The organism is Trinickia dinghuensis (genome assembly GCF_003367175.1).
GTDB classification, from domain to species: domain Bacteria; phylum Pseudomonadota; class Gammaproteobacteria; order Burkholderiales; family Burkholderiaceae; genus Trinickia; species Trinickia dinghuensis.
Genome location: NZ_QRGA01000007.1, coordinates 171,060 through 182,943 on the forward strand (window position 1 = coordinate 171,060; position 11,884 = coordinate 182,943).

Annotated in this window: 11 protein-coding genes and 1 pseudogene; 6 read left to right on the forward strand and 6 right to left on the reverse strand. The window is 58.0% G+C overall.

Annotated elements, in window-relative coordinates:
* Positions 1–451, forward strand: a pseudogene (locus tag DWV00_RS13230) (cell wall anchor protein); the annotation flags it as partial.
* A gap of 78 nt (positions 452–529) precedes the next feature.
* Positions 530–1,138, forward strand: coding sequence for a hypothetical protein (locus tag DWV00_RS13235; RefSeq protein ID WP_115534039.1), 609 nt, complete (start codon positions 530–532; stop codon positions 1,136–1,138).
* 605 nt (positions 1,139–1,743) lie between these two features.
* Here the strand turns inward: DWV00_RS13235 and DWV00_RS13240 are convergent.
* Positions 1,744–2,946, reverse strand: coding sequence for a hypothetical protein (locus DWV00_RS13240; RefSeq protein WP_147297889.1), 1,203 nt, complete (start codon positions 2,944–2,946; stop codon positions 1,744–1,746).
* Positions 2,947–3,502: 556 nt separating this feature from the next.
* Here DWV00_RS13240 and DWV00_RS13245 point away from each other — a divergent pair.
* From DWV00_RS13245 to DWV00_RS13260, 4 genes are all read left to right on the forward strand, one after another.
* Positions 3,503–3,907 carry a hypothetical protein gene (locus DWV00_RS13245; protein ID WP_115534041.1) on the forward strand — a complete coding sequence of 135 codons (405 nt, stop codon included), beginning with the start codon at positions 3,503–3,505 and terminating at the stop codon, positions 3,905–3,907.
* Entirely contained in the window at positions 3,904–6,678 is a 2,775-nt protein-coding gene (locus DWV00_RS13250; protein ID WP_115534042.1) for a phosphoribosyltransferase-like protein, read from the forward strand. Before DWV00_RS13245 ends, DWV00_RS13250 begins: the two co-directional genes overlap by 4 nt.
* 131 nt (positions 6,679–6,809) lie before the next feature.
* Positions 6,810–7,487, forward strand: coding sequence for a DNA adenine methylase (locus DWV00_RS13255; RefSeq protein ID WP_115534043.1), 678 nt, complete (start codon positions 6,810–6,812; stop codon positions 7,485–7,487).
* Positions 7,484–8,320, forward strand: a complete 837-nt coding sequence (locus DWV00_RS13260; RefSeq protein ID WP_115534044.1) for an 8-oxoguanine DNA glycosylase — start codon at positions 7,484–7,486, stop codon at positions 8,318–8,320. The genes DWV00_RS13255 and DWV00_RS13260 overlap by 4 nt, the downstream gene beginning before the upstream one ends.
* On the opposite strand, the gene DWV00_RS33660 is transcribed toward DWV00_RS13260, so the two are convergent.
* The 5 genes from DWV00_RS33660 to DWV00_RS13280 form a co-directional block, all read right to left on the reverse strand.
* A complete protein-coding gene (locus DWV00_RS33660) occupies positions 8,261–8,992 on the reverse strand; it encodes a nitroreductase family protein (protein WP_147297890.1) in 732 nt (243 codons plus the stop codon). The two genes, DWV00_RS13260 and DWV00_RS33660, sit on opposite strands and share 60 nt — an antisense overlap.
* Complete coding sequence (locus DWV00_RS13265; protein WP_115534045.1) at positions 8,952–9,575, reverse strand: 7-cyano-7-deazaguanine synthase; 624 nt, start codon at positions 9,573–9,575, stop codon at positions 8,952–8,954. The genes DWV00_RS33660 and DWV00_RS13265 overlap by 41 nt, the downstream gene beginning before the upstream one ends.
* A complete protein-coding gene (locus DWV00_RS13270) occupies positions 9,572–10,798 on the reverse strand; it encodes a PfkB family carbohydrate kinase (RefSeq protein WP_220274692.1) in 1,227 nt (408 codons plus the stop codon). Before DWV00_RS13270 ends, DWV00_RS13265 begins: the two co-directional genes overlap by 4 nt.
* Positions 10,795–11,118, reverse strand: coding sequence for a hypothetical protein (locus tag DWV00_RS13275; protein ID WP_115534047.1), 324 nt, complete (start codon positions 11,116–11,118; stop codon positions 10,795–10,797). Before DWV00_RS13275 ends, DWV00_RS13270 begins: the two co-directional genes overlap by 4 nt.
* A gap of 246 nt (positions 11,119–11,364) precedes the next feature.
* Entirely contained in the window at positions 11,365–11,874 is a 510-nt protein-coding gene (locus DWV00_RS13280; RefSeq protein WP_115534048.1) for a hypothetical protein, read from the reverse strand.
* Positions 11,875–11,884: the final 10 nt, after the last annotated feature.

The window sequence follows — 11,884 nt, forward strand, 5'->3', positions numbered from 1 at the left end:
CACCCAATTCGGCGCGCCGTTGACCGTACTGAACACCGCGCCGATCGCAGCCGCGGCATCCGGCACAAACGTTCCATGGCAGACGCTTGGCAGCGACATCATTGCGGATTTTCTGACGTCGGGTGGGCTGGACACTGCGGTGACGAGTCTCGTAACGGCGAAGGTTGATTGGACGGTGCCGCAAGCCGCCAGCTACCCGAATCCGTCGCTCGCACTTCGTACGTTGTCTGCGGAACAGTTCGCGAGCGGTGTCGAGAGCTATCGCGCTCAACCCAATTCGGCTGTCAGCACAGCCGCGCCGTCCGTAAGCGGGACGAACTACACGGAAACGCTGTCGGGCATTGTCGACGAAATCTCCCGTGGTACGAATCCCGATTCGACTGCTTACGTTCAGCTTGGATGGCAAACCGCTGCCGGGTATTACACCAACACCTGGCAGTTCCAGCACTAATTAGCACGCGGGGGTCGTAACTCGGCCTCCGCATACGTCTCTTCCCCACGCCTCACGGCATCAATTCAGGAAATCAACATGAACTACCTCGTGACGCGAGCCACGCGGCTTACGCTGTGCTCGTCCATCATCATTGCGTTGGCCGCTTGCGGTCACTCCACCCCGAGCGAATCCGATGCAAAGCAAGCCGTAAAGGCGAGTCTTGGAGACTGCAAGTACGTGTCAATGTCGGACTTCGAAAAGGTGAACGGCCAGCAAGGCGACGACGAAAACCACTATGAAGTGCAGATCAAATACAAACTGACGCTAGAAGCCGACAGCGATCAGCGAGACAAACTCGAGACGCATCTTGACCGCATGAAGGAGCGCAACAAGCTCATTAAGGAGGAGGAACAGATCCGCGTAAGCTTCATGAACCAGGGGCGCGGCAGCGATGCCAACAATGACGCGACGTGGAAGGATCTCGATCAGAAACAACAAACGCTGTATCGGCAGTTGACGACGACCTATGGGCCAGCAACATTCGTTCAGGAACTCGGCCATGCATGTCCGAACTTCTCTTCGTCAGTTCTGGGCGATCTCGTCAGCAAAACGGATGACGTGGCGTTCGACGGCAAGAACACCGTCGACTACAGCGGGACCATCGCCATGGTTAAGACGGACAACGGCTGGCAGGCCGATCGTTGATGAGACGTGCGGCAGAAGCATGCTCGCACGTTCAACCTCTGCGCGGAGTCGCGTTTCTCGCGACTCCTCTTTTTTTGTGTCCCAAGCTTTGTGTCCCAAGCAGCGTAATGGCGTTGCCAGTCCGAGCCTTCATCCCTTGCGCTTTGGCGCAGGCCGACAAGCCCCAGCGTAAGTCGATCGACGTGGAAATTGCTCGACGCACCAGATACTGGGCGATCGATACGCGTTGTCATAGCGGAACTCCCCCGTGGTCTGCAAACTGCGCCTATCCTTCGCGTGCACAAATTCGATCTGGAGGGCATATGGTTGCTAGAAACCGCCTTGTCGTCGGTAAGTACTATTGGGTTGTTCCCGAGCCGGCGCCTACGGCATATAACGCCTGGGAAGATGGACTCCAGCCGGCTCGATTTGTCGGCAGGGATGCCAACGGTGCACCTGTATGGAACTGCGTTGGAATCGACGGCGCCACGAACTGGCCAATGAAATGGATTGGAAACCAACTATCGGCACCCAAAGCTGGCGAACGGTCATTTTCGTTATGTCTTTCTGTAGGCGCACCGGGTGGCCAGCATAGGTCATGAGCCGACAGGCGCGTGCTCCCCACATCATCTTGTACTGAGTTCCACGGTGTCCTGCTTCACGGTAACCGTCGACTGTTTGATCACGCCAGCGGCCGCTAGAAGAGATTGGCTTTCACCATCGTCTGAACCGTCCAACCCATTGCCTGCCGCACTAAGTGCGTCGGCAGCATGCTGGCTCGCCATCACAAGGTCACCTGACTTGAGTGAGGCAAGGGCTGACTGAGCCTCCGTAATCGCGTCATCGATCGTCGAGGTGCCACCCGTGCTTCCCTGTCCCGCGACAAGGGAGACAGCGGCCACGGCCTGCAGAGCCGCCTCCCCAAAGCGCCCCATTGCTGCGCTGGCAGTTGAATCTCGCGCGAGTGTTATCGCAGCTTTAGCCGGCTCGACATACTCAGCAGCTGTGTCATCGACAATAGCCCTCACATTCCGGGCTTTGGCATCGGCGACAATTTCCTTCGCGTAGGGAGCCTGAAGCCGCAGAGCATCACCCGCCCGTGAGACTGCCGTGCCCACGTACTCCTCTCCGGGCACCGCCGAAATGAGGTTACCTGAGTGCTTCAGTCCATCTGCCATTGCGAGCGCCGCCGCCTCTAGCCGGCCGCCCCGAAAGCTCTGTACTGCGGACAGCGAATCACCCAACGCTTCACGGGCGTCCGCAATCAATTGACTGGAATCCTGAACGTCATCGGGAGATGCGACTGCACAGGCGCTGACAACGGTATTTTCTGCGTCCTTTATCGCCTGTCCAAAATTTCCGTTACGAACATCCAACAGCGTCTGAGAAGCGGAAGATCTCGCAGATTCGGCCGCCGCAGTCAGCGTTTTACCCTCAATATCGAGCCCCAACAATGATTTGCGTGCAACCGCGACCGCGACCTTTGCCACATCTTTTCCCGCGACCGAGGTCACCTTGACCCCGTCCACAACCACGTCCTTGCCGACAACCGCGACGCGTTTGCCCGTGGTCACGACTGTCTCGTCGGGAACAGTAACTACACCCTTCAGGGTTTGATCTATAGCGTGATCCTCTTTAACGATCGCATGAACGATGCTTTTCGGGTCCGGAATTCTAACCGGCGGATGAAGCGGAAGCCGAACACGTAGATGCACATGCAGGGCGAACGCGGCTTCGCTCAACGCCATTCCCAAACAAAATAGCGCAATTGCTGCCCACACGTTGCATTTCTGGAATCGGCTTCGTGACCACGTATCCACGTTCAGCATGACGCCTCCCTGCAAACCGGCTTCCCAACCTATTGTTGAAAGCGACTTGCCTATGCATCCCGACCTTGGCAGACGTCTGTTTCTGGTTGCACGGGGAATGCCAACCTGTATCGTTGAGGGTAGGATGTGTGAGCAGGAATGCAGGGGCGCAACGTGCTCTACCGAACAAATTTTCCAAGGCGACGTAGCGTTCGACGGTGAAGACGCCCCGGCCTCCGGCGGGACCATTACCATGGCAAAAATGAGCAACGTGTGGCAAGAAGATCGGGGAGGCGCGCGCACCCCAAACACATCCGCCCGTTGAACCTCTGCGGGAAGTTGCGAAGGGCGCCCCCTTCTTTTTTTGTCGTCAATAGCTTCAGGACTCCCCGGAGCGGGGCTTCCGCCTGCATTTCAGCGGGGTCGGGAAGGCGGCCCGAAACGGCAAATCCCCCCAATGATGCCTTCCTCGTTCTGGCGTCGACGCGCGTAGAAGGTATAATCGAGCAGACTTACCTTCGTTTTCAGATAGTGCTTCAGTGCTCGCCGACGGCCATATCGACAGACCGCCTCATACATGCCAAATATCCTGACTGCTGACCAGCTTCTCATCGGCATCCTGGCACTGCTGAAAGTCCATGGCGTCACAAAGGTGATGGAGGACGGCTCTCTCGATCAGCGCTTCGAGCGTATTTATGAGCTGCTGGTGGCGCGCGAAAAGGAGCTGGGTGTCAGGCCGAATTTTACGTTCTACCGCAATCCCCTCCATGGTAATTCCACGAGGCTGCGCAACGCGCTTTTGGCGGCGAGGGAAAACGGGCTGGTCACCGCGACCCCCGGCCCAGCGCCAGGTTATGAGCTCACGATGAGTGATAAACGAGCCCATGCCTACCTGGAGAACTCCCCCCTGAATCGGGCCACCCTTGATGATCTGATCCGGGACAATTTCAAACTACCCTCTGACGTTGCAACAGCTCGGTGAGCGCTGAAATCAGTCCCGATGAAATCGGAAAGATCGCGGAAGCACTTGCCTCGCGATATCTGGAGCCCTACCTGGCGGTAGTAGAGGAACGACAGTTCAGTCGCAAGGAAGTGAACGATTCGCTGTGGGGCACGATCGTCCTCACGCCCATTGAGGTAGCCGTACTCGATTCGCCGCTCCTTCAGCGACTGCGATCGATCCGGCAGCTTGGGGTGGTGCACTGGGTCTACCCGGGCGCTGTCCACACCCGTTTTGAACACGGCCTCGGGATGCTGTTTCAGGTACAGCAGCTCATTACTGCACTTAATACGGCATGGAAGCTGCAGCAGACCGAGGGGACGCAAGTATCTCCGCTCATCGACGGTCGATCAGCGCAACTACTGCGCCTCTGTGCACTTCTGCGAGACGTTGGACAGGTTGCATTCTCCCAGGCATCGGAAGGCGCGCTTGAGAATCTTGCCGGCTTTACGACGCTCTCGAGCGATTTCACAAAAGAGTTGCTCGACGATGAACACGGAGAAGACCGACAATTTTCGGAAATCTTCGCCTATCACATCGTGCGATCGTCGGCGATGCGAAGCCTTTTCGGTACACTCCTGCGCCGTTTCGCGCCTGAAGTGCGCTTTAATCGCGATGATGATGACGCGGCCAATGCCAGTGAGGTACTCAAGAGAATCGCCCGCACCTTTATTGGCCGCAAGATTGACGATCACCTACCACTTCTGCACGAGCTCGTCTCGGGGCCTTATAGCGCGGAGCGGCTCGACCAGTTGGTTCGCGACGCCCGATTCGCCGGGACACCTTCGCTGCTGGACATTCCACGACTGATTCAGAAGCTATCGGTGCGCTGCATGCGCGCGGACGAGCTGCCTCAGGATATTGCCGGGCAGATCTCTGTTTCCCCGGGGGAGGACACATGGCTTTTTGGTGTCAAACGGTCTGGCGCTTCGGTACTCGATGAGTTGCAGCTTGCCCAGGTTCTGGCCTATACGAAGATCTATCGTCACCCCAAGGTCGTTGCGATTGAACAGATGGTGCGAAGCTTCATCGAGGCTGCCTCGAAACTGGTAACCCCGCGTCAACTGCTAATGTTTCTGTATTCGGAGGCTGATGATGCGATCGTTAGTTTCAGCCGTGCTGCGCTTGCCGAGGCGCTAGGCCTCGGCGCCATCCAGCTGAGAAGTGATCAAGAGGAGCAGCTCCGGCGTGCAGAAGCCATCTTGCGTGCCATCCGTGAGCGGTCGCTCTGGGTACAAGCATTCCAGTATCCGGGCTCCTATCTCGCAAGAGACGACGAGGATCCGAGAGCGAGAAACCTTGACCAATTCCTGGAACTGCTCATGCACCCCGAGAAACGCGAGCACTTCGCGCAGCGTTTACGCGACGAAGTCCGCACCATGACCGTGCTGCTCGGAAACAAGAGTGCGTTCACGGATGCCGCGTTTGACTCGATGGTGATGATTCACGTACCCGGCCAGATCGCGGGTGAAACCCAAACAGGACGCGCCTTTCTCATTCAGAAATCGGGTGAACCTGTACCGCTTTCGCAAAGCATGGCAACCCGCGGCAATTGGGCAGAGCAGTACATGTCGGAGCAGCCACGAGCGTATATTTTCTGTCCGCCGAAGATAGCCGACATGGTCTATGTCGCAGCCGAAAAGCTCGTTCGCGTCGAACTGGATGCAAAGCTGCCGGGTCTGTTTATCGAGGCGAGCAAGCGCGAAGGGAAGGTGGTGCGTGACCTTAAACGAGCGCTACAGCCCCTGGACTACTGGAAGGGGACGCCCTACGACATCCATCCAAAGCCGGAGCGCATGGATAGGCTCGACGCGAGCAGGACAATCGTCAAATTTGACGAACTGCGTCAGAGCTTCCAGGAGCCCGAAGCCGATCCGTCGCAAGATCAGGCTTCCGGACAGATTCCGAAAAACAGAAGAACGAGCGCGTGGTTGCGGCAGTTCGAAACATCGGACCACGTCGACTGCGCGTTGACTGTGCTTCGCAGCTTCAAGCTCCTCACGCGGGACGACACCGTTGCAGCGGTGCGCAGTTTCATCAGTATTTCAACTGAGTTCGAGGGCGCTTGCGTCATCCCGTTTGGTAGCATGAAAGACAGCAGCGTAATGGATGCGTATTTCGCGCCAGACGTGGGACGACCTTTCATCGACGGCGTCCACACAATCGAGGAGTACGCCGCTCTCGACACGAGCCGGCCGCTGATATTCCTCGACAACTTCATCGCATCCGGCAATCAGGCGACGGATGTCCTTGCTGCCTGGTTTGGCCGGGAAGATCTACGCAAGCAGGAGCTCCATGAGAAGCGCGAGGCACTTGCGCCGCAAACGATCGAACTTCTTCGTCGCACCAAGATTGCGTTCGTCTTCGTTGCCGGCTGGAACAACGGGATCGACGCCGTACGCAAGATCACAAAAGAGCTCGGGGTCGACGCTCAAGTGCACTGCTATCTGACAGAGAGCGATCTACCTTTCGCGAAAGAATGTCTGCTGAAAGCAAAGCACGACCCAGCTAAGGTTGACGGATTCCTCAAGCGCTGCCGCGAGATTGGGCGAGAGCTGGTGGCCTCGCAGGTGCGAACCAAACCGCTGGATGCCAAGACGGCCAGCGACCGCGAGCTCGGTTATGGCAACCGCGCCATGCTGCTGGCAACCCTCGTCAACGTGCCGACCCAGTCACTCACCGCAGTCTGGATGCCGGGAAAGGTCGACGGATCCGATTGGTCGCCCCTCATGCGACGCCGGAAAAAGATCTGAGCGCGCAAAAGCGCGGTGTGCGAGCTACGCCCCGACATTTTCGTGTTTCGATATTCCTATCGTGGCCTTTCAGGTCGTCGCCTGTTGCGCTCGCTCATTGACATCATCGTCATTTTTGGCGATGATTGCGCATGCGATACCCGGGCGGAAAAGGAAAATGCTACCAGCGGCTGATCAATCTCATGCCGCCACACCGCGTTTATATCGAGTCACATCTCGGCGGTGGCGCGGTGATGCGGCACAAGCGTCCTGCCGATCGATCAATTGGCATTGACATCGATGCGCGGGTGATCAACGATTGGCGTAAACAAGCCGTACCACATTGCGACCTGGTGCATTCGGACGCCGTGCGTTTTCTGGCCGACTATGACTACTGCGGTGACGAACTGATCTACTCGGACCCGCCGTACGTGGCGTCAACACGACGCCGGACGAGGGTGTATCGCCATGAGTATTCGACTGAAGACCATGTGCGGTTGCTGCAAACGCTGGGTCAGGTGCCGTGCAAGGTCCTGCTTTCGGGCTACGACAGCGAGCTCTACGCGCGTCTGCTGCCAGCGTGGCGCAAGGTCAGCTTTTCTGCGAAGACACACACCGGGATGCGCGAGGAATGTGTGTGGATGAATTTTGAGCCGCCAGCATACCTTCATGATGCAACGTATCTTGGCCGTACCTTTCGCGAACGCGAGACTATCAAACGACGCCACTCCCGTCTAATGGCGCGGTTCGAACAGATGGATCCGATAGAACGGAACGATCTGTTACGCATGCTCAACGATCAATTTGGTTTTGTGCCTTGCACGTTATGACGCAACACGCCGCGGTATTTCTCGATCGGACCGTCGTGCAGTTCGAGCTGCCCGCCGCATCCGATGAAGCACTTCCGGGTGTGCCATGGGGAGCAGTCGAAGCGTTTCCGACGCCTGCTTACTGGGCCTACCAAGTGCTTGCCCGGCGCGTGAGCGGCCAGAGCGTGCGGTACCGGCTTGGCGAAACATTCGCTGAAGAGGTGGCAGCGTGCCTGCTGGGTGGCCACGGTATTCCAGCGAACGTCGGCGTCGCCGCGTTCTACAGACTCAAGTCGGCGGGCCTCCTCACCGGAACACCCAGCGAGGAATTACTCAATAGCGAACTCTCAAAGCCGATGGATATCGACGGGCGGGCATGCCGGTACCGGTTTGCCCGGCAAAAATCCCGCTATCTTGCTGGCGCGCTCGCCAGGCTTGCGAACGGGGTTGCACCGACCAGCTCGGCCCGGGAATTACGCGACTGGCTGCTCGCATTGCCAGGCATTGGCCCAAAGACGGCATCATGGATTGTGCGTAACTGGCTGGATGCAGACGATGTTGCCATCCTCGACATTCACATCCTCCGTGCCGGCGCGATCGCCGGATTCTTCGGGCATGGGCTTACGGTTGAGCATGACTATCTGGAGCTCGAAGCGCAGTTCCTGCAATTCAGTCAGGCCATTGGCGTACGTGCGTCAGAACTTGACGCAGTCATGTGGCTCGAGATGATGTCTTCGCCCGCGGCTACGCGCAAATTGATGAAGCGCGAAGAGACGCAGCGATCGGGCGTGCGGCTACACACGCGCACCAACAAACGCAGCGCCAACCCCAACCAATCCCGGCTGATCGACTAGGCGCGCAGCCCACGGGTCGCCGGTTACCCCCAGTGGAACAAAGTTCAGGGAAAGGGCCTCCGCTGCGAGGGAGAAGTAGCCCTGAAGAACGCCCGCATCGCGCCACACTAGACTGCTTCCGGCTTCGTATTTGGCCATCGTCTTTGCTGGCTCCGCAACGAACATCAGCAACACCGCACCGAGAGCGCCAACGACATCATTCATTGCTCTGCGCAGTTGCTCCGGGTCGACTGAACAGGTGAGCGCGCGCAGGCCGTGTCCGTATGGATCATAGCGGTGCAGTTGCGCGTGTCCGGGCAGATGGACCACCACGTGGACGGGATGGATAGCACCGGCCGACGGGGCGGGCCGTTGCGATAACGCGAAGCCGAGTGTCGACGGGCCACACAGCGCGACCCGGCAGGTCAGCGAAAACAGCTCATCCAGAGCACCAAGACTGACTGACTGAAATCCGTAACGCGTACGGCGCGTGCCGATGAGCGTGTCAAAGGGCGGCTTTTCGTCGACTAGCCCGGCCTGCCGATGCTCTTGATCCTGCTGTCCGTCAGGGCGCGGTACAGGCGATCCACTGCCGGTCGAGAATGCGAGAAGAGGGCCTTCCTCCCATGAGACGGGCGTGTACTGCCGAGGCTCAGCGCGTAGTCTCGGATTGCCCAGGCTCGTCCAAGTCACCTTGCAACTCCTGAAGCGTCTGAAAGTACTTGTTACAGCCTCGGCAATCGCCGCAGGCCACGTTTGCCTTGTGGCAGCTGTGCGCCCAGGCGAGCAGTTCCGATGGGACCCCCGAAACTCGCGCGAGCTCGGCTGTACTCAGATGGATAGCTGGACACTCTACATGCATACCGCCTTCTTGCATCGAGAGTAGCAGGTCCAGCGCCGCGACAAATTCAGGCGTACCGTCCCGATGGCTGCCGTCTGAGCGCACTGTTCCCAGCATTAGATGTGTGACGCCCAGGCTGATCGCTTTCATCGCAGCAAGCGTAGCTAGCAGTTGGTTTCGATAAGGCCACCAGTCGCTTGCTGGTGCATTTGTATCGGCCCGGGTGCCTGCCATATCTCCTGAACCCAGTGCCCTGCAGTCGACGCGTACGATGTGATGGTCGATCTGGAGAGCCCTGCACACGGCCATCGACGCAACAATCTCCGCCTCAGCTGGCAGCTGACCATAGTCGATCGTGATCGCCACATCGGGGCGCTTCCACCATGCAATGCACAGCGAATCCATTCCACCGGATAGCAGCAGGGCTCTCTTCATACCGAGATCGCAGCCCAAAGCGTCTTATAGATGGCTGTCACGTAGTCAGCACACATAATGCAGCCGGAGCCCTCCATCATCTTCTGATTTTCGCGCGACTCGTTTTCACAATACACGATGGCGGGAATGTCGCGCGCTCTAGCATAGCCGATCTCGTAAATAGTACCAGGGTCAAGTCCGTCGCCGATGGCAAAGAGGATATCGCAGTCTCGGATCCCCTTTAGATCCAGCTCAACCACGTCGTCCGCGCTGCCATGACCGACATCGTGATAGGGAGAAAAAACGGAAAGACCAAAGCTCAGCAGGTTCGCTCTCACCTGTTCGATGAGCCATAGCTGCGCAAGGGTGAAAAATGGTCCGGCAAGATAGACCATGGGCCGGTGGCTTGTCAGGAAGCGCGCTGTGGGCACCACAGGCGAAGCGGCCAAGCGGTTGTAATTGCCTGGGGTGGGAAAGCCGCTGCTGTCGCAGAACTGGGACGTCGCGAGGGACGCCAGCATGGCGCTTTCCTGAGGAGATCGCCCCTCGTACATCCAGCGTAAGCTGAAGTGTGCGACGAAGATGTCTCCCGAGCCGATCTTCCAGACACTGTCGGATATATAGGCGGGAATACGCGCGACTCCCGACTCATCCAGCACAAGAGCCCCAAGCGGTCCGAGCTTGATGACCACGGTTTTCGCACCATTCAGTGTGCGCACCGCTTGCGCAAGCTCCTCAGGCCCAGCACCGGTGAGCCCAGTCATTGCAGCAGCTTCCCGGTCGTTGAGCACAACGGCAAGATGCCGGGCTGTTGAGCCGTTAGCCTGAAAAACCACCGGTGCGGCTGCACTCTGCGGATCGTAAACGGCTTGGTTCGCATGAACGATGGCATCACCCTCGAGCATGCCAAAACGCACAATGCTTTCGGCATGTATGACTATGGGGGCGTGCTTCATAAGTGGCGCGTCGATGCGGGGAGTAGCCAATCCATGGTAATAGGAAAAGCTACAAAATTGCGCGACGCGTGTCGAACAAAGAGTGGAGCCCTCGAACGAGCACCGCGCCGCGAGAATTTCTTCGGTCCAGGCGTTGGTGTAGCAATGGAGCGCAACGAGCCCAGGGCCGCCAAATGCAGCGATTGCGGAGGTCGCCCGACCGGCCGATCCGAACACCTCGTGCCATTGCGGCTTCAGGCACTGCTCTTCATAAGCACCGCCGACAACGTGGATGGCAGGCTCTTTCACAGCCGGATCGCAGATACACGAACGCGCACCAGCCCATCCTTCTTCGCGGTGACCCTGGCTGTGTACTGGGTGCCGTCTTCAATACACTGACGCAGACGCTGGAGCAGCGGAACAGCAAGCCCCCCGGCGATCTGCCCGTCCTTGGTGACGACTACGGTAATCGTCGGGCCAGCGGTCTCTATCCGCACGCCAAGAAGTTCGCCTACCTCGATAGTGGCCACAACGTCCGGTTTTGGCGAGCTCAACTGGGTATCGATTACCAGTGTTTCGCAGGTTCCTGTTGGTGCACCGAATCCGCCGCCGCCACCCGCTCCCGACATATCAAGCTCCTAGATCCATTCGAAAACGCCGCGAGCCCTGATAAAAAATGAGCCATCCCCTCGCAGCAGAATTAGCACCAGTCGCTCCTTCCTGGTGCCGGAAAGAAGCGGCCAGTCACTGCCACCCTGGTATCGTACACCGGGTCCCAAGTGCATAGGGTGTCAGAGTACATGTGGCGGTGTGATATAAGCATAAGCCCAAAGTCCCGCGCGGATGAATCGAAGTCCCTTCACACTTGAGTATGCTCAGCAGGCTCGCGACAATAGCTGCTGTACGCCGGGCAAGGCAAGCACGTCTGCATGCGTTATTGACACCTGTTGGACGCCGGGCGTGAAGCGACTAGCGAGAGCAGCTTGAAGTTCATCCAATGCGTCCTCGACTTCGTCGATCGTGTTCGACGAAAGAGTTCGCAATTCCGTATCCAACTCGGTGAGTTCTTGTTTTTGAATGCTGGTGCACGTTGACCCCGGATGCATCAAGTTTCGAAGCAAGGGAAGCAATTCACGGATCTTGGCGTGGTCACCGGCGGCATTGGTCTTCAAACTCTCTTCCAAACCTGAACTGTCGACGAAACCTTGCGTCGTGCACTGAGCGATCGCACCAGCGTAAAGCACAGCAATTCGGTCTTTAAGGTACTTTTTAACTTCTTCCACTCCCACCACCGGCCGGGCAGGCAATATTTCCGCGCCCCCCTGATGCGACCCGTCTAGCCCGACTTCTATAGAAATCCCGACTCCTGAAAATCCTAGTTTCATTGCGACCAAG

Excerpts from the sequence above, each read along its gene's own strand:
- DWV00_RS13235 (WP_115534039.1), top strand. The coding sequence starts at position 530 with ATGAACTACCTCGTGACGCGAGCCACGCGGCTTACGCTGTGCTCGTCC.
- DWV00_RS13240 (WP_147297889.1), bottom strand. The coding sequence starts at position 2,946 with ATGCTGAACGTGGATACGTGGTCACGAAGCCGATTCCAGAAATGCAAC.
- DWV00_RS13245 (WP_115534041.1), top strand. The coding sequence starts at position 3,503 with ATGCCAAATATCCTGACTGCTGACCAGCTTCTCATCGGCATCCTGGCA.
- DWV00_RS13255 (WP_115534043.1), top strand. The coding sequence starts at position 6,810 with ATGCGATACCCGGGCGGAAAAGGAAAATGCTACCAGCGGCTGATCAAT.
- DWV00_RS13260 (WP_115534044.1), top strand. The coding sequence starts at position 7,484 with ATGACGCAACACGCCGCGGTATTTCTCGATCGGACCGTCGTGCAGTTC.
- DWV00_RS13265 (WP_115534045.1), bottom strand. The coding sequence starts at position 9,575 with ATGAAGAGAGCCCTGCTGCTATCCGGTGGAATGGATTCGCTGTGCATT.
- DWV00_RS13275 (WP_115534047.1), bottom strand. The coding sequence starts at position 11,118 with ATGTCGGGAGCGGGTGGCGGCGGCGGATTCGGTGCACCAACAGGAACC.
- DWV00_RS13280 (WP_115534048.1), bottom strand. The coding sequence starts at position 11,874 with ATGAAACTAGGATTTTCAGGAGTCGGGATTTCTATAGAAGTCGGGCTA.